The following is a 26,097-nucleotide window of genomic DNA, read 5'->3' as shown; positions in this document are numbered from 1 at the left end:
TCCACTATTCTCTTGGCTCCTCAATTGGTGTGTCTTCCATTTTTCTTTTACGCAGCAAATAGTAAGCTGAGATCGAAGACGTAATAGGGATAATGAGTGCCACGCCGATCCCAGCACAAAAGATCATGAGGAGTTCACCAACAAACACTTTTGAGTTCATGATTTCTCCAAATGAATATGATAAATCTTTAAACCAAATGAATAGCGCTAAGTAGCCTCCAAAAAACGCAAAAAACAATGTATTGGCACTTGTGCCGAGAATGTCTTTTCCGATACTCATTCCAGCGAGGAAGAGCCGTTTCTTTGTTATGGAAGGGTTGTGAAGGGCGATTTCGCGCATTGGTGATGCCATCGAGATGGCTACATCAGCGATGGCACCAATTGTGCTCATTATCATTACGGAAGCGCCGATTTTTACGAAATCAACTCCGACATAAAGGGAGAAGGCACCAAGTTCCTCAATCTCTTCCGGACCAAATCCTTGAATCATCGCGTAATCGGTGACAAGCAGAATGAGACCAAGCAGCAAGGCGATAGTAATCATTGTTGAAATAAAAGCAGTGACGGATGTTCGATTGATGTTGTTAATAAAGAAAAGTGTAGTTGCACTAATAATGGTACAAGCGATCAACGTTAAAATGACCGGGTTCATGTCTGGGTTTGTCATAAAAATGATTGTGACAAATAACACGCCGAAGTTAAGGAATAATGTCAAAAACGAGCGTGCGCCTTTTGCACCACCGATAAGTGTCATTAACAGAAAGAGTGTGAGGGCAAGCCATGTAAGGACACTCATTGTCTCACCTTCTTTCGATTAATAAAAAAGAGTGACGTATAGAGACCAATTGGGATTGCGAGTACAATGCCAATACCTCCGGCGAGTGCTCGTGCCAATTCAAGCGAGAGGTTCATTGATAACGTAAAGCCAAGCGGCGAATTGTTTTTAATATAAAGGAGTAAGGAAGGAATCGAACCACTAATATAGGCGAAAAACAAAATGTTTGTCATGGTCCCCATAATGTCTTTCCCTACTTCCATGCCGGATGCTTTTAGTGCTTTAAGCGAAATGGTTTTATTCTCTTCATAAATTCCAAAGATGGAAGCGGACATGGAAATGGCGACATCCATCACTGCTCCAAGCGAACCAATCAAAACACCTGCTAAGAAAACCACTTCATAGGGTCGAGTTAAAAACCCCATTTCCTCATACCGTAGTCCACCTTCTGGCGCAAACCAAAGAAAAAAAGACATAATTGCCATTAAGGCAACTGTTGAGATTATGGTTGCAATCATGGCTGAATAACTTTTTTCATTTGCACCGTTCACTAAAAGCAATGTCAACACGGTAAACAGAATGGCACTCACACCACAGATGAGTACTAAGCTACTATTTTGTGTATTGATGTAGATATCGAGCGCGTATGAAAGAAGAAGTGCATTAATAAGGAGGCTAATGACCGAGAACAGTCCTTGCTTCTTGCCAACGAGAAGTAACGTGGCAATAAAGAGCCAACCAACGATCATAACGTATTTATCTCGCTTTACATCCGTGATGGACCCTGTTAGTTCATCGTCTCCTTCTTGTGGATCAATCCAAACAAATAGCTCATTCCCAGTACTGTATTCATGATCATAGGCTCCAGAGAGCGTGTACGTATTTTCTAAATGAATCAATGCTCCTTTCTGTTCACCGTTTTTTATTTCCGCAACGATTGCTTGGTTGAATCGTTGATCAGTGTTGTCATGGACATCTACTAATTCCGTTGATTCTTCCACTTCTACTTCTGTCACTTTGGCAATCGGTCGGTCATAGAGCGAATGGTTGTTATAGACAAAGAGAAGAGATAAGACAAGCAAGATGAACGGAATGCCGTAGAATACCGTTTTTTTATGTAGCCAGTTCATTCGTTCGTACTCCTTTTACATGAAATACAGAGTGCAAACGCATCTTCTGTCTGTAAAGACTTTACTACAAATGAGGTAAAAGCTCTAGAGGTAGAAAAACATGATCAGTTGTGGTTGCCCTATTGACTGGGAAAAGGAACTGATATAGATTAAATAAGAATTAAAAGGAGAAGCTTTTAATGGTTGAATCCTTGTACGGTGGGAGTGACTTTCGTGAGACTCGGGAGTCATCAACATCAATGAAGAAAGAGGATGAATCATGGAAGAAAGTTTAAAACAACAGTGGTTTGGAAATGTCAGAGGGGATATTTTAGCGGGTATCGTAGTTGCACTTGCGCTCATTCCAGAGGCAATCGCTTTCTCTATTATTGCTGGCGTTGACCCTATGGTTGGATTGTATGCATCGTTTTGTATCGCAATTGTCATTTCGTTTGTTGGCGGACGTCCAGGCATGATTTCTGCGGCTACCGGAGCGATGGCGCTTGTAATGGTAACACTTGTGGCGAATCATGGACTTGAGTATCTGCTTGCAGCAACAATAGTAACTGGATTTTTGCAAATCGTTTTTGGCGTTTTAAAGCTTGCACAATTTATGAAGTTTGTGCCGAGGACGGTCATGACAGGATTTGTTAATTCACTGGCTATTTTAATTTTTATCGCCCAACTTGAACATTTTATAGGGGAAACATGGGTTATGTATGCGCTTGTTGCGTTAACACTTGCAATTATTTATTTGCTTCCTTATGTTACAAAGGCTATTCCGTCTACACTTGTAGCAATCATTGTCGTCACTGCAATTGTACTCATACTAAATATTGACGTTAGAAATGTAGGTGATATGGGTGCGCTAACGCAAACATTGCCAGCGTTTGCCTTACCAAACGTACCTTTTAATTTAGAAACACTAGCAATTGTTTTTCCTTATGCGCTCGCACTTGCGATCGTTGGTTTGCTTGAGTCATTGCTTACAGCAACTATCGTTGATGATCTGACAGATACGAGTAGCAATAAAAATCGAGAAAGCAGAGGGCAGGGAATCGCTAATGTAGTGACTGGTTTGTTTGGAGGTATGGCAGGATGCGCTATGATTGGTCAATCTGTGATTAACGTTAAATCAGGAGGGCGTGGTCGTTTATCCGCACTGGTTGCAGGTGTGTTCTTAATGTTTTTAATCATAGTGCTTGGCAATATTGTCGTGCAAATCCCTATGGCTGCACTTGCAGGTGTCATGATGATGGTATCAATTAGTACGTTTGATTGGAAGTCGGTCACAACACTGCATAAACTACCGCGAACCGATGCCGCCGTACTAATAGCAACGGTATTCACGGTTGTTATGACAGGTAATCTCGCCTACGGTGTGCTTGGAGGAGTGCTACTAAGCATGGTTTTCTTTGCAGCTAAGCTATCGAAGGTTCAGGTGGAGTCAAAACTTGATCAGACAGGGAACACTCGTTATTACCGTGTAGAAGGGCCACTTTTCTTTGCATCTGTAACGGATTTTCTTGCAAAGATCGACGTGTATGAGCACGTACATGCTGTTGTGGTGGACTTGTCTCACTCGCACATTTGGGATGATTCTGCGGTCGGCGCATTGGACCGAATCGAGGCGAAATTTACGGCACGGAAAGTCAAATTGACTTTCAAAGGAGTCGACCAAGAGAGTAAAACGCTTTTGAAATCAATTGGGACGATTTCTTCAAACTCGAGCCATTAAAACAAGGCTGTGTGAATTGAATTTTTACTAGGGCATGTGGTCAATGAACAGATCCATGCCTTTTTTATTCTCTTAACTAGTTAAGGTGTGCGGGTTCGGTAAAGTCTTGTGGTGAACAGTTTTTACAATAAAAAGAAGGCAACTCTCCAACTTGGAAATCAAGTGTCAATCGTTCTGTGTCTTCAATTTCTTTTTGGCAAATGGTACATACAATTTTCTGTGCGAACGAATCAACTCCTTTATTAGCTATATACCCCGAATGAAGCCTTTAAAACAACCTTTAGCGTTAGGATCAGTTGCAAGTAAAGTGGGGGAATGAAAGAGGGAGTTAAACGTTTTCATTGCCGATTATTAAACATAAAATGCTCTTTTTCACTGCATTTCCCAACACGTGCTGATTAACAGAATGTTTAGGAAGAAGGCGGTGGCGTGCTTTATCACGATTTCGTGAGCATGTGAGGGTGCGATAGGGGGAAGAAATCTTTAGAGGAAACGGCTTTTTGCTTAATGGTTATCCCAATACGCCATCCCGCTAAAGTATGGTAGTATGAAATTAACAATTTGTTGACGCTTGTGTTTTGCGAGTGATACGAATCATTTGTCATCCCCCTATATGGATACTCTGGAGATACCAGGGTATTTTTCTTTGTGAGAAGAACGGACACCCAACTGCATTTTTCTCAACTTACAACACGAAGAAAACGTCTACTTCTTTCCATACCCCATCACTAGAGCACCCTTAGGAAGAAGAGTGCCCTTGCTTTTGTCTCAAATGTTTCTTTCCGATAAAACCTCCTATTAGTAGTCCAACAAAAACAGGGATATATGCAGTGAGAAGTCTCCAGAAAAACAAGCAGAGAAGAAGCATTTCTGCACTCATCAAAGAGTTGAACAGTAGGCTGAATGTATACTCCGTGGCTCCGCTCCCACCTGGCGTCGGTATGACAGAGGCAAACATCATCACAAAAGCATGATACGTAGTAGAAATAAAAAGGGAAACATCCTCGATATAAAAGGCTTGAAGGATAAAGTAAGGAATGCTAAAAAACAAAAGCAACTGTAAAAAAGTGAACAGTGACGCAACGATTAACTGGTTTTTTCTTTTGGCCAATTGATGACTTTGCTGTTGATACTGAATCATTGCTTGATCAAGCTTTTCACTCCAAGCGTTTGCTTTTTCATGGCTCACCAGTCGCACTGGTTGTATGCAGAAGTGAGCTAAAAACCTGGCAAGACGTATATTCCAAATCACGAGTATGAGAATCGCAATGATGCTGGCATGAATCGAGTATCCGATTAAGATAAACAGTTTCATATTTGGTAATGCTTCTGCTAAAGTTGGGTAGCCAAATAGAAGAATGACTGAGAAAGAAAGCACAAGCATGATTTGGAACACGAGAAATTTCATCAGAAGAATCGATGTCGCGCGCCCCCCGTCCATCCCCCGCTTTGTTAACAAATAAAGCTGTGCCGGTTGCCCACCAGAAGCCATTGGGGTGATTTGATTAAACAACTGCCCAACCATCGTTGTGTGAAAGCTTGTACGAAATGACAAAGCTACTGTTAGTGCTGATAGAGCACAAGCTTCAAGCAGCCATGTGCAGCAAAGAATCAGTGCTGCGAGTGCGAGCCAAAAGAGATTTGCTTGTTTTACACCTGTCCCAAGCAAAGCAAAGTCCACCCCACGGGCAAGGAAAAGCATAAAGGCAGCTCCAATCAAAAGGACGATGGTTAGCTGCCATATCCAATTCTTACCCATAGGAAGGCGCTGTTTTATCGGTAGCTAGTTGTTGATAGAAATCATTCCACACATCGGTTAACCGTTCTTCAGAGTAATAAAAGGCACCTTGATCAGCTTGCTTGGCAGCAGTTTTGTAAAACGAATCATCAGCGCGCAAGCGTTCGATGAGGCGTGCGAAGCCGTTGTTGTCAGAAGCTTGATGATAGTAATCAAACAAGATGTCTTCGTATAAAGATAAATTCCTTAGCACCAATGGTTTCCCGCAACTCATGGCTTCAAGGATGGTCATTGGAAACAACTCATTATAAGACGGCGAAAAGAATACATCAGCCGCTTGGTAATAAGCAGGCATTTCGCTCCGGTCGACAATGCCAGGAAACGAGACATTTGCAGGAGGTGCATCGACGATTTGTTTTAATTGTTGATATCCAGCTGTCAATCTTCCAAACGAAAAGCCCCCAGCCCAAATGAAGTGAACGTCTGGCATCTGCTTTGCAACCTCTATAAAATCGAGTACGCCTTTGCGATGTTGTACTTGACCCGCACCTAAAACAACAAAGGCATCTTCTGGTATGCCGAGTGAATGCCTAAGAGTCGAACGTTCGCTTTGTTCATGTTTGGAAAACAAAGATTTTGATACAAAATTGGGAATGAAATGAATGCGATCTCGCTTCACTCCTAATGCTTCTAATTTGCTAATAAAGGATGGGTTCACAACGACAAGTTGATCCATTCGCTTGTAAAAGGATAAGAGATACCTGTCGAATAATAGACGAAATGCTTTTGGTAGCTGAAGGCTCTCGTCCATCGTTTCAGGCAGGAAATGGACGTAACCCACTTTTACGCCTCTTTTTTTAGAAAATGTTGATAGATAAAAAGGGACATCAACGGTATGGTAATGAGTAATATCTGACTTGTGGTACTGGTTAATCGCAAGGTCATATGGTTGGTTTTGCTGGCGTTCAAGCAAAGAGACTAACTCACGGTAGGCAGAGGCAACACCTTGGCCCTTTACTTTTTCAGCTGATGAAAGCATTGTTAGTTTTATCATGATGACCTCCTGGTCGGATAAAAAGCAACTCGCTGGTTTTGTGCGGATTGCCCTTTTTGGCTGACGACGTGATACGTACTTTCTAATGTAAGTCCAAAGGATTCTGCCGAAAATGAACGAACATGTCCATGAGCAGCAGATTGAACATGTTGAACACGCTGTGGGTTTTGCCAGAGCGACATTAATAAAGGCGCTAAGTCGCTATCTTGCTTAAAGACAAAACCAGATTCGCCATTACGGATGACCTTTTGAATGCTTGAATCGTCCTTTGCAATGACTGCGCAACCAGAAGCCATCGCTTCAATGTATGTTAAGCCTTGTGCTTCCGTCGTTGAGGCACTTACAAACAGATCGCTTATTTGATAATAATAATGAATCTTACTCCAATTTATTGCTCCAACAAATAAAACATGTGATGAAACACCGAGTGTGTTGGCAAGCTCCTCAAGCGACTGGCGTTCAGGACCATCTCCTACCAGAACGAGTTTCATCGGAACTTGGTGGCTGTGGCAGTCTTTCACAGCTTGAATAAGGGCTTGCATATTTTTTTCTTCGGCCATGCGTCCAATTGATACGACTACAGGATCGTCAGCAGACAAACCCATTTGTGCTTTAATTTCCATTGCCGTTCTAACTGATTCATCTGTTCGCTGAAATTGCATAAGCGATATACCTGTTGGTGCAACCTTAATAGGAGCTGCAACTTGGTAACGCTCCAACGTCCTTTTTACTTTTTCCGTAGGTGCAATCACAAGGTCTGCTCGCCTGCAAAACCATTTCGTTAATTTTCCAATCATGGAAGGGGTAAGCAATCGGCCTTTTGCAATATAATGGATATAATCCTCGTACATCGTATGGTATGTGTGGATAAATGGAAGCTGATGTTTCCGAGATAGGTGCTTGCCAAGCCATCCCATTGAAAACTCCGTCTGTGTATGAATCACATCAATATCAAGGGTTTTAATTAGATGTGACGCTCTCCGTGTCCCTTTAAAAGCTAAGCGGCGTTCTGGTACAAAACGCGCTGCTAAACTAGGAAAGCGAAAGACCTTTCCTTTTTCTTTGGCTGTATTCGCCATATTGTCTGTAGATGTAAAAATATAGACATTATGACCAAGGCGTGTAAGCTCTTTATCAAGCGTTGCAATCGACGCGGCCACCCCGCTAATTTGCGGGAAATACGTATCAGTAAAAATGCCAATATTCATTGTTTTAACCTCTTTTCCGCTTTACAAAGGTTTTCCGTTGTTTAGCTAGCCAACTATAAAGTATACTGATTTATTTGTTACTGAAAATGAATATTGCTAATTCTTTAGAAAAAATTTAGAATTGTGATCTCCTGTACTTTATCATTTTCATCTTCTGTTGAGTACTGCCCACGGAAGGATTTGAGGATCGGTCTAGAGGCTGATATATGCCATATAAAAATAAGGGAAATAACGAAAAAGCCGCACGTAAAGCGGCTTTCAGCTTAACGAATCCATATAAAAGTTTACATACAGTCAAAACAACAGCTTTTTAAGGAGAAGTGAATGATAGAAGCCGCTGCTCTGTACTTGCTTTGGCAAGCCACTTTTCTCATATGTATGCCGACTGCTAGTTAAAAATGCCTCTGAGATTTGATCTCAGAATTTCGTACGATTTTAAAGTTGATCGCTGTACACGTTATACACGGACTCTACGTCTATGGAAAAGCGAAAGGCCAAAGGCACTAACAGCCAGCGCAAGTCCACCGGCTGCGTAAAGCAAGTTGTTACTTGCGGTGTCAGGCATGGCACCACCACCTGCGTCAATTGGTTCCGCATTCTCTTTTACTTCATCTGGAACGGTGATTGGATCAACTCCGTTAAAATTGCTCACCATTTGTTCCATTGAAATATCCATTTCGACACTTTCTTCGCCGTCATCAATCATCATTGTCATGTGCATCGACATTTCTGTCATATAATGTGTCTCTTTTTCAATCGTCATTTCGTAGTCAAGGTTGCTAATTTCAAACGCTTCAAGCATCTCGTCCGCACCTTGCATATCTTCTTCCATCATTTCACCAAGCAACTCATTAATCATTTCATTTAAGTCTTCGCCGGTGCCTTCGTATGTAAGGATATATGAATCGCCTTCATCACTTACACTCATATCCTCGCCCATCATTTCTGCTTGTTCATGGCTAGTTGACGTTTGAAGCAAACTCATCATTTCTTCACTGCTCATGCCTTCATACAAAAACCATTCACCATCAGGTCCTTGTTCATACATACCATCTTCCGTCCAGTAAAAGGTTGTCTCAATGTCGCCTTCTGGCGTGCTCATCGTTGATACTTGATGCATCGCAAATGGGTCAAGAGTAACATCTTCTTTCGTATTTACTGAAAGTGTGACTTCCTCGCCAGACATCGGATCAGGCATTATTAATTCCATCATTGTTTCACTTGAGAAACTGTCTAATTCCAACATCGCTTCATTGGATTGATGAAGAATATCAGCAGCATTTTCTTCGTTTGCTAGAGCATTTGCTGACATGGAAAGAACAAAAAAACCAGCTACAGTTGCGGACGTCCATTTCTTATTCATAAGTACACTCCTAAAGGTTTAATTTAGGAATAAGCAGGGTTGAGACTAGAGATGTCGATTCATGTTGTAAGAAACTGCCAGTTCCTGTGTATAAATGTAGTTCCCCCCATCAAAGAAAATAAAACCGATTTTTCGAAAAAAGATTTATTTCTGAAAAAACCTTTTTACTTGTACCTATTGCCATTGTTGATGTGAATGTTGTAAGCGATCTTTGAATAAAATGTACAAATGACTTTTTTAGAGAAAGAGTGATGTGGAATGAAAACAACAGAGGGGATCAATTTTCTCATAGAAAAACTCCGCACCGATCAATCCGAAGCTGGATCATGGGAATACCCATTTGAAGCAGGTACATTTACAGATGCCTACATGATTGTGTTATTACGGACATTGGAAATAAACGATGAAGCACTTATCAAGTCATTGACGGAAAGGTTGGTAAGTAGACAAGAAAGCAATGGCGCGTGGAAATTGTATCGAGATGATGGGGATGGAAATGTCACATCAACCGTTGAAGGCTATTATGCTCTTCTTTATTCGGGCTATTACAAGCCTGAAGATGAGCGATTGCAAAAAGCGAACCGATTTATTTTAGCCAATGGAGGGATTGAGAAAACCACCCTGCTGACTAAGATTATGTTAACCCTTACTGGGCAGTATCAATGGCCCAAATTTTTCCCACTTCCAGTTGAACTTATTCTCTTGCCCCTTTATTCTCCTGTAAATCTTTTTAGCATGTCTGTCTATGGGAGAGCGCATATTGTCCCACTCATTGTTGCTGCGGACAAGAAATATCAATTAAAGACAGCTAAGAGTCCCGATTTATCAAATCTATTTGTCTCATCGAGAGAGGATTCATTTATAGCTTGGGCGGAATCTGATGAAGCTCGTAAACTCCATTCCTTTATTACAGACAGTGTCAAAAAACTGTTTGGTTTGCCAAAGGACGTCCGTAGACTTTCGTTAAGTCGAGCGAAACTGTACATGACCAATGCGACTGAGCCAGATGGTACGTTATTTAGTTATTTTACGTCAACATTTTTTATGATTTTTGCTTTGCTTGCTTTAGGGCACAAAAAAGAAGATCCACTTATTAAAGCTGCTGTAGCTGGCTTATATACATTCCAAACAAAGGTAAAGGGACACACGCACATCCAGTTCACAACGGCTTCAGTATGGAACACGTCATTAATTAGCTATGCACTTCAGGAAGCAGGTGTTTCTGCAACGGATCCAATGGTTGAAAAAGCAACGATGTTTCTCTTGAAACGGCAACAAAGCAAATATGGGGATTGGGCAATTCATAATAAAAAAAGCAAGCCAGGAGGGTGGGGGTTCTCTAATGTCAATACGATACAGCCTGACATGGATGATTCCACTTCTACTTTAAGAGCTCTAACAGGAAAAGCAAGTCTGGATAAGACGGTTTATGTGTCTTGGAACAAGGGGACAAATTGGGTTGTCGCTATGCAAAACAGAGACGGAGGCTGGGCTGCTTTTGAGAAAAACACAAACAGTCTACTGCTATCGCTCCTGCCTATTCAAGAAGCAAAAGGAATTTTAACGGATCCGAGCACACCAGATCTGACCGGTAGGACGATGGAGTACCTAGGCACCTTTGCAAACGTAACGAAAGAAGGTCCAGAGCTTTCGAATGGTGTGAGATGGCTTAGAAAAAACCAAGAGAAAAACGGATCATGGGAAGGACAGTGGGGCGTTCAATACATCTACGGGACATGGGCCGCACTCACAGGATTGGCGGCAGCGGGTGTTTCGACCGATGAAAGCATTCAAAAGGCTGTGAAATGGTTAAAGGCGATACAAAACAAGGACGGGGGATGGGGAGAATCTTGCTTAAGTGACCGTAATAAAACATATACACCGCTTGCGGCAAGTACACTTACTCATACTGCATGGGCGCTTGATGCGCTCGTATCCGTCTCGGATCAGCCAGATAAGAACATGATTGAGGCTATGCATTTTTTATTAAAGTCGTTAAACCAAGTTGATTGGCGTGAAGAGTACCCAGCAGGTAAAGGTCTTGCTGATCGAATTTATTTCCATTATCATAGCTACCGCTATTTGTTTCCTTTGCTCGCACTAGCGCATTATCAGAATAAATACAATTAAAAAAAGACTAAGTCAACAGTTACGTGTAATAGCTATAGCTATTACGGAGGTTAGAATAAGAAGACAGAGAATTAATGCAGTAGTCGGAGTTTTAACGAGAGGAACGGAATTTAAGTAGCGGATGTGGAGAATGGAGAGTTCGCCGCGGAGATTCAAGTGAGGAGAGTGGAGAATTAAGAGGCTGAGGAGGAGATTTGCTGCGGAAGAAGGAGATTTAATTAGAATTGCGGAGATTCAACGAGAGGATCGGAAATTAAGTGGCGGATGTGGAGAATGGAGAGTTCACCGCGGAGATTCAAGCGAGGAGAGCGGAGAATTAAGAGGCTGAGGAGGAGATTTGCTGTGGAAGAAGGAGATTTAATTAGAATTGCGGAGATTCAACGAGAGGAACGGAATTTAAGTAGCGGATGTGGAGAATGGAGAGTTCACCGCGGAGATTCAAGTGAGGAGAGTGGAGAGGCAAGGCGGAAATTTGCTGTTGACTTCTTTGTGTTATCGAGATAGAGGAGGCAGACGCTTGTCCGTTTTAAGCTATAATAACCGTATAAATGATAAGCGGATAATTTACTTAATCAGACATAGGAGGAGCTTAACTTCATGTTCTTAAAACGTATTACAATTCAACACGATCAAATTGATACATATGGGAGGTATCCATTTTCGATTCCATTTGTTCGTAAAACAGAACGGATTGATCTATCAAAAGGTGTGACCTTTTTAGTCGGGGAAAATGGTTCTGGTAAGTCCACGATGCTAGAAGCCATTGCGGACAAATGTGGCTTTCACACAGCGGGTGGAAGCCGCAATAATGTTTATGACGTTCATGAATCAGCGTCGGCTTTAGGAGATTATGTCCGTTTGTCTTGGTTGCCGAAAATAACAAATGGCTTTTTCTTGAGAGCAGAGTCTTTTTATCAATTTGCTACGCACATTGATGAAGTTGCTTTAGAAGATGGGAAACCTGAACAAGTGTATGCGTCTTATGGTGGAAAATCGCTTCATCATCAATCTCACGGAGAATCGTTTCTATCATTGTTTACCAACCGCTTTCGAAAAAAGGCGATTTATTTACTAGATGAGCCAGAAGCCGCTTTGTCTCCACAAAGGCAGCTTGCGTTCTTGCGTATTCTACATGACTTGACTGTTCAAGGGGACACGCAATTCATTATTGCAACTCATTCACCAATCTTGCTTGGTTTTCCAAAGGCAGACATCTTTTCATTTGATGGGGACAAGATCAAAAAAACCGACTATGAAGATACAGACCACTATCAAGTCATAAGTTACTTTATAAACAACCGAGAGAAATTGTTAAGAGAGTTGTTTAAGGATGATTCGCCGTAACGTTTTTTAGTTATGAATGGGTTTTTATTAAATGGTCATAGGCAACATAGAAAAAGAGCCAGTAAATGGCCCTTATTTAACCGCCATCTCTTAAGACTCTTCTTGCATCGCAATGGCCTTTGTTTGTTGAACGGTTCCGTGTGGATGGTGGGGAGGAGCATAAATCGAATATAGTTTAAGTGGTATATGCCCCGTGTTTACAACATTATGCCACTTTCCAGCTGGAACCATAATGGCAGAGTTTTCGTAAACAGGCTGTTGAAATGTGAGATGATTTTGGGCATCGCCCATATACGCTATGCCCATACCTTGTTCAATTCGCAAAAATTGATCCGTATTAGGGTGGATTTCTAGACCGATATCATCTCCAGGTGGAATGCTCATTAACGTTACTTGCAAATATGCTCCTGTCCATAAAGCGGTACGGTACGATTGATTGTTAAGAGTCGCTTCTTCAATATTGGTAACGTAAGGTTGATTTCCATAGTCAGTTAATGGATGATGATGCATGGACTGCATATATCTCGTCGCGATAGGATGCTGATACGGAACGAGTGGATAGGGTGGACATAGTCGATGCTGATCCATTTGAATCTTCCTTTCATGATAAAGACTGATGGTAATAGCCTATGTTAAAGAGCGAGTCCCGTGCATCATCACAAGAAACGAGCATCAAATGATTGGTCATACATACATAGATTCATCGAAGTGATTTCTGTAAGCCAAACGAAGCATAGGCAGCTGCCTATGCTTCGTTTTCGTATTGGAACTTAAAATCCACCTGAACCGCCGCCGCCGCCACCAGCTCCAGCACCTCCTCCACTAGGAGGACTGCCATGAGCACCTGCACCAGATGCAGAAGCTGTTCTCGTAGCGTGCGAGAAGTGTTCATTTGTGGCGAGTGCGATTAAGATAAGCGGAGCAACAGTGCTGCTGTGGGATGAGGAGAGAGAGTCGCCCAGTTGTTTATGTTTAGATTCCACGGTTTTATGGTTGAAGCCAAGCGTGTAAATCGTCGCTCTCAACTTCTCATCATCAGATAATTGGTGCCAATCCTTTTTATCCATACTACGATAGTAATTGAGAATCCCTTTCCACTCTGAGTGAAGCTTGATTCCATTTATCGTCCGTGGGTGATAAAACAAAGCAATCATCACAAGCGTAAGCGCAAAAACAATCGCTAAAGCCATCCAAAGAAACAGTTGATGAATGCCAAGTGTAATGGCATAAGGAATAAGAGGCAGGCTTGATAAACCAATGAATGTCCGCAACATTCCTTTGCGTTCACGCAAATGATTTTGTTTTAATTCTTGAAGAACTTCTTTTTTCCACGCTTCAAAGTCTTGGTAGAATGTCTCGTGGTTCTTTGTGTGTTCTAAGTACTGGTCCAAATCACTATACATAAACGTTCCATCGTTGCCAATCTTAGTAAAAAGCCATCTGAGTAAAATGGTTTCGTGCGAGTACTCGACTTGCCAATCGATCACTTCAAAGGCTTTTTCTCCATCGTGTTTCACATATCCTTTGCGTACTAAATCAAGCAAACTTGCAGTCAGCAAATCCGTATTTACCACGTCATATTTCATATGGGCAATAATTGCGGTTAAGCTGATGTTGCCCTCTGAAGGGACGGTGGATGACGTTCGATCAACTTCATGTAAAAGCGTACTGCGCCTTCTCCACATATAAAAGAATAAGAGTAAGAGGTAAAGTACAAGAGCAACAATGAAATAGGGTGCACTTGCATCGAGCGAAGCAGCCCGGGTTTCAAAACGTTCTTGTTGTTCTTTGTAAGTCTCAAATTCTTGCATAATGGAATCGTGCATGGAACCTGGCAATACCGTACTTGATGGAAACAAGTCGGCATCAAACGTTACACGAATATTGCCGTTCTCCCCACTGTTTACATGACCCATAGCAAAGTGGACAGTTCCGTCTTCTTTCGTCGTTACTAAATTAGCTGCCGCGTCTTCCCCATAAGCAATCACAGGTTCAACTTCTTGCGGTGGATGAACGTAAACGTCCATCTGTTTATAATCGGATTCATTGCTACGATCAAAGAAAGGGTAATAAAAATCAGCGACAACTTCGTATACAAGTACACCATTTGTGACCGTATAAAAGAGATCAATCGTAATGGTTTCATCTTCGCCCCCACGGTAAATGAGGTACTGGTTATCTTCTCGTTCTACTTCAAGGGAAACGTCATCTTCACTTGCCACAAAATCGAGAATATCTGAATTTTCTTGTGGGATCAGTGAGCGTGAAATACCATTAAAGTCCCCTCTATAGTCATACGTATGTGATTCTTCGACCTTTACCGTGCCATCCTCATGTAAATAAGCGTCAATGCGCACTTCTTCAATGGTAAAATCAGCGGCAAAAGCAAGTTTAGGTATAAAGAAAAGGATAAAGGTCGTACAAACAATAAATGGGATGTAACGTAAGCTTTTCATTTACATCAACTCCTTTTCTTTTGTACGTATGTTAGGGGTGAAAAGTTTCAGCGCATGAGCAGTTCAGCCATGATCGTTTTCATAAAGGATATAATCTGAGAATCAGCTCCAAGTTCCTTTTCTAGCCACGCTTGTTCTTCTTGTAAGAGCAAAACAAGTTGCTGTACTGCTAGAGGGTGGCTATTAGGGGTTGCTTTATTGTAAATGCTCGTAACCGCATGAAGTTGCTTTTGTGGCAATGTAGCTGCTAATTCTTTAAGACCGAGTTGGGCACGGTTAGGTTGCTACCGGTGTAACAAAACTTTTGAGAGATTCACCAAGACATTATGGACCATTGCCGCAGACCAAAGATCGTTTCCTCGGTTAGCTGACTTGCTATATTGAAATAAAAACCAAGCGATATCATGGGCACAATCTTGAAATTCCTCGGTTGTTAAGGCCAGAGTTTGCGCCGACTTATAAGGTGCGAGTATGTTTTTAGGGTCATACAGGACACGAAAGTAATCGTTTGATTGGAATGTTTTTTCGGTCACTGTATATAAGTCAACGTGAAGCAAGTCATCAAAAACAGCAATGATCTGTGGGGCAATAATGAAATAATCTTCGAAAAAAACAAGCTTGCGGTATGACTCTAAATGACGCAATCGGTCTTTTAAGAAAGCTTCCTTATTTGATTCATTCACAAAACAATACAAGTCAACATCAGAATGTTCATCGTGCTCGCCTCGACCGATTGAACCTTTCAGATAGACGGCACGTACGCGTTTGTCAGCTATTAAACTTTGAGTGATTTGATGAATCGCTTGTTGTTGCCTCATCTCATTAGCCTCCTTCTTTCCAAAAATCGATTTCTTTAGTGTAACATTCTGAAAAGAAAAAGGAATCAATTATTTTTGAAGACATAATAAAAAGCCGCTATTAAGCGGCTTTAGACTTACTCTTTTACTGCCCCTTCAGCAACACCTGCCATAAACTGCTTACTAAAGATAATAAACAATACGATCAGCGGCACTGTCGCCATCAATGTACCAGTCATAATAATGGCGTAATCCGTGTCATAGACGCCATTTAACTGGGCGAGCATCACTTGAAGCGTATAACGACTCGGTGAATTAATCGTAACGAGAGGCCACAAGTAATCATTCCAGACGCCAATAAACGTGAAGATACCAAGAAATGTTAGCGCTGGCTTAAGTGAGGGCAAGGCAACATTCCAATACAAACGGAACGTATTGCAGCCATCAAGCCGACCAGCTTCTAGTAGTTCGTCGGGAACCGCATCTTGGCAAAATTGTCGTATCCAGAAAATCCCAAAAGCGCTTGCGAGACCTGGAATAATCAATGCTTTGTACGTATCAACCCAACCAAACTCGGCTATTAGTAAAAACGATGGAACGAAACTCATTTGAGCGGGTATCATCATCGTTAATAACAAAGCGACAAACAACATGTTCTTTCCAGGGAACTGAAATTTAGCAAAAGCGAATCCAGCCAATGAACAAAAGAACAAGATTCCGAGTACATTTACAGATGAAACAAACAATGTATTAAAAAACGCTTGGAAAAAATCAATTGAACCAAGCACGTTCGAAACATTTGTAAACAATTCACCACCAAAGGTCAGCTTCGGTGGAAAACGGACAATCTCACTAGACGTATTTGTTGCCATCACGACAAGCCAATAAAACGGAAAAACGGAGATAATGACGCCAATCAACAAGATGAAATGGGTGAGCAGTTTCGCAAAAAAACGATCAGATGACATCGAATCTCCTCCTTATGCTTTCTGTACTAGTTTCCAGTTTATAAGAGAGAACACAGCGATAATAATAAACATTGCCCATGAGACGGCAGACGCATAACCAAATTGTTGATTTAAGAAGCCTTCATTATACATGTAGAGCGTCATTGTCATCCCAGCTCCACCAACACCACCAGAATTGCCGAGCAAAATCTGTGGTTCCGTAAAGATCTGCATCGATCCGATCGTTGTCATAATAACGGTAAACAAAATAATTGGCCGTAGCATCGGGATTGTGATTCGAAAGAAGATTTGGATTTTGTTGGCACCATCGATAATTGCAGCTTCATAAAGTGTCTTTGGAATGCTTTGCAAGCCAGCCAAATAAATGATTGCGTTGTAGCCAACAAAACGCCAAACAACCATTGAAGCAATGACAACTTTTATTAAAAAGCTCGAGTTCATCCATTCAAGCGAACCAATTCCTACAAGGGAAAGCAAGTAATTCATCAGCCCATATTGATTGCTGAAAATCGTTTCAAAAATAATCGCCACCGCAACAATTGATGTGACGTTTGTAATAAAGAATAAGGTTCGATACGTGCCTCTACCTGTAAGCGACGGCAAATTCAACAGGAATGCAATAACGAGCGCAAAGAAAAGCATCGGAATGCTTGATAAAAACCAAATGCCAAACGTATTACCAACTGCTTGCCAAAAGCCTGCATCCGTAATCAAGTACTGAAAATTTGAGAGACCGACAAAAGTTCTCTCCCCAAGTCCTGACCAATTATGAAAGGACAAGTAAAGGGAGTAGATGATTGGGAAGATGCCAAAGACAGCAAATAAAAGAAAGAACGGGGAAATAAATAAGTAAAGTGTACGCTTTTTCCAAATCTCTGCCCAGAGCGATGGCTTGTTATGAAAGACAGGGGGGCGGGCAACTTCATGTTTTGGTTGCGTCATCACGGTTCCTCCTTATTTCTCAAGTCGGGACAGTTCGCGCGCTGCTTGGCGTTGAGCATCTTCCCAGGCTTGATCTGGATTTTTATTTGTTCGGTCAACAAGGACTAATTCGTCATTAAAAATATCGCGGAAGATCCCGTAATGTTCGCCGTAAAACGTAGGCGGAACATTTTTTGCTGATTCAATAAACACATCAGCAACCATTTGCTCACCGTAAAACGGATCTGGCTTGTGCATCAACTCCGACTCGAGTGTCGCAATCGTTGAAGGGAAAAGGTTTACGTCTAAATAATGTTGTTGCTGGGCATCAGGTGAAACAAGCCACTTCGTAATTTCGACGGCTTCATCTTTCATTGGTGAACTCGCCAAAACGCCAATGAATGACCCACCGTTGTTTCCGTCGCCCCCTGGAGTCCGGGTGACGCGCCATTTCCCGGCTGTATCAGGTGCCGCATCTTGAGTAATTTGTGATTCCCACACCGCGCCAACACGGGAGGCGACATCGCCGCCGTTTAATGCGGCATTCGTTTCTTGACCATCAGTGAGGCGAGCTGATAACCCTTCCTCATGTATGCGAATGGCAGTTGACCAAGCGGTTTGAATCGATTCGCCATCACCGATATATGAACCATCCTCGGCGAAGTACTTATCAGACTGTTGCTCAAGCATTTGCAAGTAAGGTTTCGTAATGGATTCAAACATATACGCACCTGTTTCTTCTTTTAATTGAATCGCAGCGTCAATATAGTCGTCCCATGTTTGCAGCGCCGCATGGACGTCTTCCGGTTCTGTAGGCAAGCCCGCTTCCTCAAATAAATCAGCACGGTAATAAAGAGCAGTTGGTCCAGTATCGATCGGCAAAGCAATTAATGACCCAGAATCAGGATCTTCGACTGCTTGCCACTTCCAATCAAGATAGTCTTCTTCCAACTCACCGGCTCCATAATCAAGCAAGTTAACAAATTCCTCTTCGTACGCAAGATATTCAAAGGCCCAATCATTCATCGCCACAATATCAGGACCTCTACCGGCGATTAACGCAGTATGGAGTTTGGTTTTGTACTCGTCACCGCCAATTTTCTGCGCCTCGATGGTGACATCAGGGAAAGCTTCCTGTGCTTTGGCAATGACATCATCACTTAAGCTACGGTTCCAATACCAAAGCGTAATAACGGGTTTTTCCTCACCGGATGAAGTTGGCAACTGACAGCCTGAAAGGGCGAGAAACGAAACACTTACTAGAGCGGCTAAACGTTTCATGTGGGAACCTCCTTAAGTGCAACTTATTTTGAAAGCGCTTGCATTAATGAGTTTACGAGGTAAAGAAAGGACAGCTGTTTTCTATACTATACTGCAAAGCGAGTCAATATGTAGATAGAATTTTTAGTTTATTGAAGGGGTTAGTAATATGAAAACTATACTGCGAGGCTTGAACCCAGAGTTTTGCGCCTAAACCCTGAGCTACGAGCACTAAACCCTGAGTTGCGTGTACTAAATCCTGAGCTGCGAGCACTAAATCTTAATCTGCTTCCTTCCCTACCGCTCCCACCCCACCTAAGTGAAAGCGGTTCATTTTTCTCTAGCATACTTGTATGGTAGTGTGGTAGTATCAATTTAAGAGGTGAACGAATGAATAATCAGACGAAGTTTAACGTGTCTACACGGGAATATGTTTACGAGACGATACGTGCGAGGATTATGACGCTGAAATTGCCTCCAGGTACAGCCATTTCTGAAAAAGATATTGCTGAAGAATTAAATGTGAGCCGCACGCCTGTAAGGGAAGCTTTTTTGAAACTATCGGAGGATGAATTACTTCATATTCTCCCACAGAGAGGTTCCTTTGTGACGCTTATTGATTTAAACCATGTTGAAGATGCCCGCTTTATGAGAGAACATACAGAAGCAGCCATTATTAAGCTGGCTTGCTCAACGATTGACGAGTCAAGTCTTAGTAAAATGGAAAGAAATGTTGTCGAGCAAAAGCAAGCAAAAGAAAACGACGATGAGGAATTGTTGTTTGAACTTGATCGGACGTTTCATTTAACGCTTGCCGAGGGCACAAATAAAGTACGTGTCTGGGAGATTGTGCAACGAATGGACACCCACTTAAATCGAATGCGCAAACTTAGCATGCACTTGAAATTAAACTGGGATTTGTTAATTGAACAACATGAAGCGATGCTGAATGCGATTAAAGCAAAAAATGTATTGGAAGCGGAAATCGTCATGCATGCTCATCTTACACTGCTTCAATATGATCAATCGGCTTTAAAAGATGAATACCCTCATTATTTTCAACAATAAATATAGAATTGCCAATGTTTGATTACACTTCCTTATCAAGTTGAAGGGACCGTATAAACACGCGAGAAAGACAAGAAATCACCATTCGTATGAATGAAATCGGTTTCATCTAAAAAGGAGCGAAAACAACAATGCGTATGACATTTAGATGGTATGGAGAAGGAAATGATTCAGTTTCTTTAGAACAAATTAAGCAAATTCCTGGTGTGGAAGGTCTCGTATGGGCACTGCATCACCGCGCTGCTGGAGAAGTGTGGACAGAAGAAGAAGTAATGGATGTGAAAAAACAAGCGGATGCACATGGCTTTCATTTAGACGTTGTGGAAAGCATTAACGTTCATGAAGATATTAAACTCGGTCTCCCTAGTCGAGACGCTTATATTGAAAACTATAAAACAAGCTTGCGAAACGTCGCTAAAGTGGGCGCAAAAGTAGTCTGCTTTAACTTTATGCCTGTATTTGACTGGACAAGGACGGATTTGTTTAAAGAAATGGAAGATGGGTCAACCGCTTTGTTTTACGAAAAAGCTAAAGTCGATCAGATGAATCCATATGACTTAATTGAACAAACAACGACTTCTGGCTTTACGATGCCAGGCTGGGAACCAGAACGATTAAAAACAATTGAACAGTCATTTGACGCTTATAAACAAGTGGATGAAGAAGCCCTTTGGGAAAACTTAGGTTACTTTTTAGCCGAAGTCCTACCAGTCGCTGAAGAGGAAGGCATTAAAATGGCCATCCATCCGGATGATCCGCCATGGTCCGTTTTTAATTTGCCACGCATTATTACCGGGGAAAAGGCAATTGAACGCTATTTAAGCATTTCAGATAGTCCGGCTCACTGTTTGACGTTATGTAGCGGTTCATTAGGTGCCAATCCAGAAAACGATGTACCAACAATGATTCGTCGTTTTCATGATCGCATCGCCTTTGCGCATATCCGTAATGTAAGAATTTATGAAAATGGCGATTTTATTGAGACTTCCCATCGTTCAAAAGATGGCTCGGTTCCAATTGATGATGTCGTTAAAGCTTATCATGAAAATGGATTTACTGGATATGCGCGCCCAGATCACGGCAGACATTTATGGAATGAGCAATGTCGCCCAGGCTACGGCTTGTATGACCGTGCGTTAGGAATCATGCACCTTTGGGGCCTGTGGGATGCATATGAACTCGTGAAACGGAAAGAGGAGGCGAATGCACATGTTGCCCATTCATGAAGGGTTAGCAGGTAAGACAGCTGTTGTGACTGGTGGAAGTGGTGTGCTTTGTCGTGCTATGGCCAAAGAACTTGCGCGCCAAGGTGTGAAGGTCGCCATTTTAAACCGAACACTACAAAATGGCGAGAAAGTCGCTGCGGAAATTAATGAAGCAGGTGGTACGAGTATCGCCATTGCTTGTGATGTACTCGATGAAGCAAGTGTTAAGGACGCTTATGAAAAAGTGAAACAGGAACTTGGTGAATGTGATTTGCTTATTAACGGTGCTGGTGGCAATCACCCTGATGCGATTACCGATAAAGAATTGTATGAAGCTGGCGATGCGACCGACGAAACATTAAAATCGTTTTTCGATTTAAAACTAACAGGCTTTGACCATGTGTTCCGTTTAAACCTCGTCGGCACCATTATTCCGACACAAATATTCGCAAAAGCGATGGCAGAGACGGGAGGCACGATTTTAAATATTTCATCGATGTCAGCCCCATCACCAATGACAAAAGTGCCGGCTTATAGCGCCGCGAAGTCGGGGATTGAAAACTTGACTCAATGGCTTGCTGTCCATTTTGCAGGGGCGGGCATCCGTGTGAATGCAATTGCCCCTGGTTTCTTTTTAACCGAGCAAAACAAAAACTTGCTTACGAATGAAGACGGTTCGCTTACTGCACGTGCAGATAAAATCATTAGCCATACACCCCAACGACGCTTCGGTGAACCGGACGATTTACTCGGTACGATGCTTTGGCTCGCAGATGATCACTCGTCTCGCTTTGTCACTGGCATTACGGTACCTGTTGATGGCGGATTTATGGCGTATTCAGGCGTATAAAAAGGAGGAAACGAGATGCAAACGGAAATGGTCACATTTGGCGAAACGATGGTATTGTTTGAAGCAGAAACAGAAGGACGCTTTAGTTATGTACCTCGCTTTCTTAAAAAAATTGGTGGTGCAGAATCGAATGTTGCCATCGCTCTTACGAAGCTTGGTCATTCCACACGATGGATGAGCAAAGTTAGTGATGACGAAATGGGCGAGTATGTTGTCCGTGAAATAAGAGCGGAAGGCGTTCAAACCGAGTACGTGAAAAAGACAACCGAAGCGCCAACTGCTCTTTATATTAAAGAACGGCGGCGCGAGGACGAAACAGCGGTTTATTATTACCGCCATGGTTCGGCGGCAAGCACGCTAACGAAAGATGATCTGCATCATCCGGCAATTGAAAGTGCAGCTGTATTGCACCTAACAGGCATTACACCGCTTTTAAGTGACTCTTGCTATGAAGCCGTTTTGGCAAGTATTGAAACAGCGCGAGCGAATGATGTTTTTGTTTCATTTGATCCAAATCTTCGTTTTGCGTTGATTAAAAAGATTGGTGAAGAAGAAGCTCGGGAGCGATTGTTGAAGATCGCGTCGCTCTCTGACCTTGTTTTACCGGGCTTGGATGAAGCAATCTGGCTATTCGGTGAACAGCCAGAAGCGAAACTGCTTCAACACTTGATTGATAATGGCGCAAAAAAAGCAGTCATTAAAAATGGTGCCGAATATACGCTTTATCAAGACGAAGACGGATCAGGTCAAGTCGATAGCTTTAGCGTTTCCCGAGTTGTTGATCCAATTGGTGCTGGAGATGGCTTTGCCGCAGGAGTACTCGCAGGGTTACTTGAGCAAAAATCACTCGCCGAGTCTGTAAAAATTGGGGCGGCCGTTGGCTCTCTCGTCGTGCAATCTAAAGGAGATGTCGAAGGAATGCCAACTAGAGTGGAAGTGGACGCCATCCTTGGCGAAAATGAACAAATATATGGAGGCGTTGTAAGGTGACAGTATTAGAAGAAGTACTTGCATCAGGAGTGTGCGCAGTCATGCGTAAATTACCACCTGAAAAAACGAATGATATTGCTGGAGCACTTGTAGCCGGTGGAGTAAAAGGTCTTGAAGTCACACTTGATTCAGAACAACCGTTTGAAGTGATTAAGCGTTTGCGCCAAACGTATGGCGATCAAGCCGTTGTTGGCGCGGGGACTGTGCTTACTGCGAAACAAGCTGAAGAGGCAATTGAAGCAGGTGCCCAGTTTATCTTCGCACCGATTTTAGTGCAAGAAACAATTAAAGCCGCAAAAGCAAAAGGTATCCCTGTTATTCCAGGTGTCTTTACTCCAACGGAAGCTTATCAAGCAACAGAGTGGGGCGCAGACTTAGTGAAAGTCTTCCCGGCAGAATGCGTAGGTCCATCGTTTATCAAATCAGTGAAAGGTCCATTATCCCATATTGGCATTATGCCAACAGGAGGTGTTGATCTTGATACGATTCCGGCTTTTATTAAAGCTGGAGCGTCAGCCGTAGGCGCAGGAGGAGCACTGTTGAAAAAAGACCTCATTGAAGCAAACGACTGGGACGGATTAACGAGTCTTGCTCAAGCATTTGTGGATAAAGTAGCAGAAGCAAGAGAGAAATAGAGGATAATGAAGAAGTAACCCCCACTCTTATATCACTAAGGGCGGGGGTTTTGTTTAATTCATGAAGTTATTCACAATAATCACAGGTTTTATCCACATTATCCACAGTTATTGGCGGATAAGATCGTTAGCACGTTCGATAAGTTGAAAAACGTGGTGTGGCGTTTCGTTCCTAAGTGCGATGTTTGTACCGTTCAATCGTCCATATATTGAAGGCTGTTAAGTGTTTCGTCAAATTCGCCTTTAGCTGTTTGACTCAGTGAAGTGCCATCTCGCTTGCCCAAATCAACGAACTTGGGCACGCATGTTTTGTAAGACCTGCTACTTCATCATCAGCACGATTGATATGAAGACAAGAAGAGCGATTTTCTTGATCTTTTGCAGCTGTTTCTTCCTTCACACCAAGTTGACGGTGAGCGTTCATTGATCGTTGTTGATCATTATTCTTATTCGGCGCACACAAGACGATATAGCGTTCGGTGAAAAAATTTAGATAAAATGGTAAAACAAAATTCTTTTCATGCTACACTTCATTTAAGAGGTGGTAGTGGTGGAGTGGGCACAGAAAATTTGGCAACCGCTTTGTTGGTTAGCGGTTGCTTTTGTAGTGACGGGATTCTTCTATGATTCTACCTGGTTAGATATTGGCTTTTATTTTATTGTTGCTTTAGGTCTTTTATTTATGTCAGTCGATGTCTATTTTGTCCAGCAGAAGCAAAATAATTGGCTCTTAATTGTAATGGGGATTGTGATTGTTTTGTTTTTAACGGAAGGCCTTGTCGAGGTCTGGCATGTGATTGTGGCGCTTGTATAAAGGGGGCACTACGATTCATTCATGTTTCTTAATAACTGTCAATAACTACATACATATTGATCATAAAAGACGGGTGCAGAAGCACTCGTCTTTCTCTATTACTAGAACAGCGCTCTTTCACTTTACCACCGCTTCTCCCAACTCAATCATAACAATCTCTCCTTCCTCCTTTTCTGTTCGTAGTGTATTCGTTTATACGTTCGAACTTCCATTTTGTTGATAGTGACCCGTCCCATCTTTATCTGTAGGTCCGAGTAAATTTTCAATGACCTTTACAAATCTTTACGCCATTCTTGCCTTTCATTTACAAGCCCTACATATTTGATCCGTATACTGAACGCGAAGAGAGCTTTCGATAAGGGGTGAATTTTGTGGGTAAACATCATTGGGGCTTGCTTGCGTGTTTAAGCGGAATAGCGTTTTTGTCTGCTTGCGGGGATAGCCAAGGTGCTTCAGGTAGTGAGGAGAAAGTGACGATTGAGTATTGGCATGTGAACAACGAGGACTGGGGCGGAAAAGCGATTAAAGAGATGGTGCGCCAGTTTAATGAGTCCCAAGATCGAATTGAAGTAAAAGAGTCGTTCCAGCCGGGAAACTATCAAGGTTTATTGCAAAATGCACAAGCTGCGCTTAGTGGTGGGAATCCTCCAGATGTGGCGCAAATTGGTTACAATTATATCTCGTACGTCGATCAGAATGTGCCGTATGTTCCTGTAGCGGAGCTTGCGGCGACTGATGACGAGGGCGAGGCTTTTTTAAACGAATCATACCTGGAAAATATTAAGCAGCTAGGTTATTCCAACGATAAGGAGATGTTAGCGGGACTTCCTTATGCTCTTAGCAATCCGATCATGTATGTGAATGCCGATTTACTTCGTGAAGCGGGCTGGGATGTGGAGCAGTTGCCTCAAACGTGGGATGAGATGCAAGAGATGGCGCAACTGGTGCAAGAGAATACAGGGGAATATGGCCTGTATGTACAGCAGCCGCCTGATAGTTGGGCGGAGTATGCGCTTGTTCGTTCAAATGGTGGTGACTTCCTTAATTATAATGGCGACCAGGCTGTCTCAACAATTGCGAGTGAGGAGAGCATTGAAGTGTTTGACATGCTTGGTGGCATGATTCAAGACAAGCAGGCACTTCATGTGACGTGGGAAGAAGGCATACAAGCATTTGCGACCGGACGGGTTGGGATGATGATGACAACGGTTGGTCGTCGTGCCGCGATTGAGGAGCAAAGCAATTTTGATTTACGCTCGGTGGAAATTCCAACGTTTGGAGAGAAAGAACGACAAGTCGCAGCTGGTGGGAACGCATTGTTCTCGTTTGCACAAGATCCTGACAAGCAAGCGGCGGCATGGGAGTTTATGAAATATTTATCGAGCCCAGAAGCGATGAAGATTTGGGTGGAGGGCACAGGATACTTGCCACCAGTCGTCGGTCTTGCAGAAGATCCAGATACGCTTGGACCGTTTTTTGATGAAAATCCAATTATGCAGACGGCGAATGCTCAAATGGATTCGATCGTACCGTGGATTAACTTTCCAGGAGCGAATGGATTGCAAGCTGAACAAGCGATATTAGATGCACGAGACAAGATTTTTCACGGTGAAGATGTGGAAGCAGTGTTGCAAGAAACTGAAGAAAAAATTAATAGCTACATCCAATAAAAAG

25 protein-coding genes are annotated in these 26,097 nt (G+C 42.4%); 11 read left to right on the top strand and 14 right to left on the bottom strand.

The genetic code is table 11. The features are described from left to right. Window positions 1-4 precede the first annotated feature (4 nt). Entirely contained in the window at window positions 5-796 is a 792-nt protein-coding gene (locus BK584_RS10985) for a YibE/F family protein (RefSeq protein ID WP_078392642.1), read from the bottom strand. Beyond that, the gene (locus BK584_RS10980; protein WP_078392641.1) at window positions 793-1,905 is read right to left on the bottom strand and encodes a YibE/F family protein; all 1,113 of its coding nucleotides are present in this window, start codon (window positions 1,903-1,905) and stop codon (window positions 793-795) included. Before BK584_RS10980 ends, BK584_RS10985 begins: the two co-directional genes overlap by 4 nt. Before the next feature lie 259 nt (window positions 1,906-2,164). Between BK584_RS10980 and BK584_RS10975 the strand changes: the two genes are divergently transcribed. Next, the gene (locus BK584_RS10975; RefSeq protein WP_078392640.1) at window positions 2,165-3,622 is read left to right on the top strand and encodes a SulP family inorganic anion transporter; all 1,458 of its coding nucleotides are present in this window, start codon (window positions 2,165-2,167) and stop codon (window positions 3,620-3,622) included. A 739-nt stretch (window positions 3,623-4,361) separates the two neighbouring features. Here BK584_RS10975 and BK584_RS10970 read toward each other — a convergent pair. From BK584_RS10970 to BK584_RS10955, 4 genes are all read right to left on the bottom strand, one after another. Then, window positions 4,362-5,381, bottom strand: a complete 1,020-nt coding sequence (locus tag BK584_RS10970) for a lysylphosphatidylglycerol synthase transmembrane domain-containing protein (protein ID WP_078392639.1) — start codon at window positions 5,379-5,381, stop codon at window positions 4,362-4,364. Further along, a complete protein-coding gene (locus BK584_RS10965; protein ID WP_078392638.1) occupies window positions 5,374-6,414 on the bottom strand; it encodes a glycosyltransferase family 4 protein in 1,041 nt (346 codons plus the stop codon). Before BK584_RS10965 ends, BK584_RS10970 begins: the two co-directional genes overlap by 8 nt. Continuing rightward, a complete protein-coding gene (locus BK584_RS10960) occupies window positions 6,411-7,622 on the bottom strand; it encodes a glycosyltransferase family 4 protein (RefSeq protein ID WP_078392637.1) in 1,212 nt (403 codons plus the stop codon). Before BK584_RS10960 ends, BK584_RS10965 begins: the two co-directional genes overlap by 4 nt. A 457-nt stretch (window positions 7,623-8,079) precedes the next feature. Beyond that, on the bottom strand, window positions 8,080-8,985 hold the full coding sequence (locus BK584_RS10955) for a DUF6612 family protein (RefSeq protein ID WP_078392636.1): 906 nt from the start codon (window positions 8,983-8,985) through the stop codon (window positions 8,080-8,082). Between the two features lie 258 nt (window positions 8,986-9,243). On the opposite strand from BK584_RS10955, the gene shc reads away from it, so the two are divergent. The 3 genes from shc (at window position 9,244) to BK584_RS10945 (ending at window position 12,459) form a co-directional block, all read left to right on the top strand. After that, window positions 9,244-11,115 carry a squalene--hopene cyclase gene (shc, locus tag BK584_RS10950; protein WP_078392635.1) on the top strand — a complete coding sequence of 624 codons (1,872 nt, stop codon included), beginning with the start codon at window positions 9,244-9,246 and terminating at the stop codon, window positions 11,113-11,115. Window positions 11,116-11,457: 342 nt separating this feature from the next. Continuing rightward, window positions 11,458-11,619, top strand: coding sequence for a hypothetical protein (locus BK584_RS24580; protein WP_169871196.1), 162 nt, complete (start codon window positions 11,458-11,460; stop codon window positions 11,617-11,619). Between the two features lie 93 nt (window positions 11,620-11,712). Next, window positions 11,713-12,459, top strand: coding sequence for an AAA family ATPase (locus BK584_RS10945; RefSeq protein ID WP_078392634.1), 747 nt, complete (start codon window positions 11,713-11,715; stop codon window positions 12,457-12,459). Window positions 12,460-12,549: 90 nt separating this feature from the next. Here BK584_RS10945 and BK584_RS10940 read toward each other — a convergent pair whose 3' ends face one another. The 7 genes from BK584_RS10940 to BK584_RS10915 form a co-directional block, all read right to left on the bottom strand. Beyond that, entirely contained in the window at window positions 12,550-12,978 is a 429-nt protein-coding gene (locus tag BK584_RS10940) for a cupin domain-containing protein (RefSeq protein ID WP_245808998.1), read from the bottom strand. A gap of 251 nt (window positions 12,979-13,229) precedes the next feature. Then, window positions 13,230-14,915, bottom strand: coding sequence for a DUF2207 domain-containing protein (locus BK584_RS10935; protein WP_078392632.1), 1,686 nt, complete (start codon window positions 14,913-14,915; stop codon window positions 13,230-13,232). 47 nt (window positions 14,916-14,962) lie between these two features. Then, on the bottom strand, window positions 14,963-15,154 hold the full coding sequence (locus BK584_RS25060; protein WP_245808838.1) for a hypothetical protein: 192 nt from the start codon (window positions 15,152-15,154) through the stop codon (window positions 14,963-14,965). A 45-nt stretch (window positions 15,155-15,199) separates the two neighbouring features. Further along, window positions 15,200-15,733, bottom strand: coding sequence for a nucleotidyltransferase domain-containing protein (locus BK584_RS10930; protein ID WP_245808837.1), 534 nt, complete (start codon window positions 15,731-15,733; stop codon window positions 15,200-15,202). A 116-nt stretch (window positions 15,734-15,849) separates the two neighbouring features. Next, on the bottom strand, window positions 15,850-16,680 hold the full coding sequence (locus BK584_RS10925) for a carbohydrate ABC transporter permease (protein ID WP_078392631.1): 831 nt from the start codon (window positions 16,678-16,680) through the stop codon (window positions 15,850-15,852). Window positions 16,681-16,692: 12 nt separating this feature from the next. Next, complete coding sequence (locus BK584_RS10920; RefSeq protein ID WP_078392630.1) at window positions 16,693-17,622, bottom strand: carbohydrate ABC transporter permease; 930 nt, start codon at window positions 17,620-17,622, stop codon at window positions 16,693-16,695. A gap of 12 nt (window positions 17,623-17,634) precedes the next feature. Further along, on the bottom strand, window positions 17,635-18,882 hold the full coding sequence (locus tag BK584_RS10915; RefSeq protein WP_078392629.1) for an ABC transporter substrate-binding protein: 1,248 nt from the start codon (window positions 18,880-18,882) through the stop codon (window positions 17,635-17,637). A 369-nt stretch (window positions 18,883-19,251) separates the two neighbouring features. On the opposite strand from BK584_RS10915, the gene BK584_RS10910 reads away from it, so the two are divergent. From BK584_RS10910 to BK584_RS10890, 5 genes are all read left to right on the top strand, one after another. Further along, entirely contained in the window at window positions 19,252-19,929 is a 678-nt protein-coding gene (locus BK584_RS10910; RefSeq protein ID WP_078392628.1) for a GntR family transcriptional regulator, read from the top strand. Window positions 19,930-20,060: 131 nt separating this feature from the next. Then, entirely contained in the window at window positions 20,061-21,155 is a 1,095-nt protein-coding gene (uxuA, locus tag BK584_RS10905; protein WP_078392627.1) for a mannonate dehydratase, read from the top strand. After that, a complete protein-coding gene (locus tag BK584_RS10900; protein WP_078392626.1) occupies window positions 21,139-21,984 on the top strand; it encodes an SDR family oxidoreductase in 846 nt (281 codons plus the stop codon). Before uxuA ends, BK584_RS10900 begins: the two co-directional genes overlap by 17 nt. Before the next feature lie 15 nt (window positions 21,985-21,999). Next, window positions 22,000-22,974 (top strand): sugar kinase, encoded by a 975-nt coding sequence (locus BK584_RS10895; RefSeq protein WP_078392625.1) that lies wholly within the window; start codon window positions 22,000-22,002, stop codon window positions 22,972-22,974. Continuing rightward, window positions 22,971-23,609, top strand: a complete 639-nt coding sequence (locus BK584_RS10890) for a bifunctional 4-hydroxy-2-oxoglutarate aldolase/2-dehydro-3-deoxy-phosphogluconate aldolase (protein WP_078392624.1) — start codon at window positions 22,971-22,973, stop codon at window positions 23,607-23,609. The genes BK584_RS10895 and BK584_RS10890 overlap by 4 nt, the downstream gene beginning before the upstream one ends. 256 nt (window positions 23,610-23,865) lie before the next feature. Here BK584_RS10890 and BK584_RS24575 read toward each other — a convergent pair whose 3' ends face one another. Further along, window positions 23,866-24,033: a hypothetical protein gene (locus tag BK584_RS24575; RefSeq protein ID WP_169871194.1), complete on the bottom strand. Its 168-nt coding sequence runs from the start codon at window positions 24,031-24,033 to the stop codon at window positions 23,866-23,868. A gap of 126 nt (window positions 24,034-24,159) precedes the next feature. On the opposite strand from BK584_RS24575, the gene BK584_RS10885 reads away from it, so the two are divergent. Then, the gene (locus BK584_RS10885) at window positions 24,160-24,423 is read left to right on the top strand and encodes a hypothetical protein (protein WP_078392623.1); all 264 of its coding nucleotides are present in this window, start codon (window positions 24,160-24,162) and stop codon (window positions 24,421-24,423) included. 371 nt (window positions 24,424-24,794) lie between these two features. Next, window positions 24,795-26,093 carry an ABC transporter substrate-binding protein gene (locus tag BK584_RS10880; protein ID WP_078392622.1) on the top strand — a complete coding sequence of 433 codons (1,299 nt, stop codon included), beginning with the start codon at window positions 24,795-24,797 and terminating at the stop codon, window positions 26,091-26,093. Window positions 26,094-26,097 lie beyond the last annotated feature (4 nt).

This window comes from Shouchella patagoniensis, assembly GCF_002019705.1.
In the GTDB taxonomy this organism is placed as follows: Bacteria; Bacillota; Bacilli; order Bacillales; family Bacillaceae_D; genus Shouchella; species Shouchella patagoniensis.
Note: the sequence above shows the minus strand (reverse complement) of the source record. Positions and strands in the feature narration are given on the sequence as shown.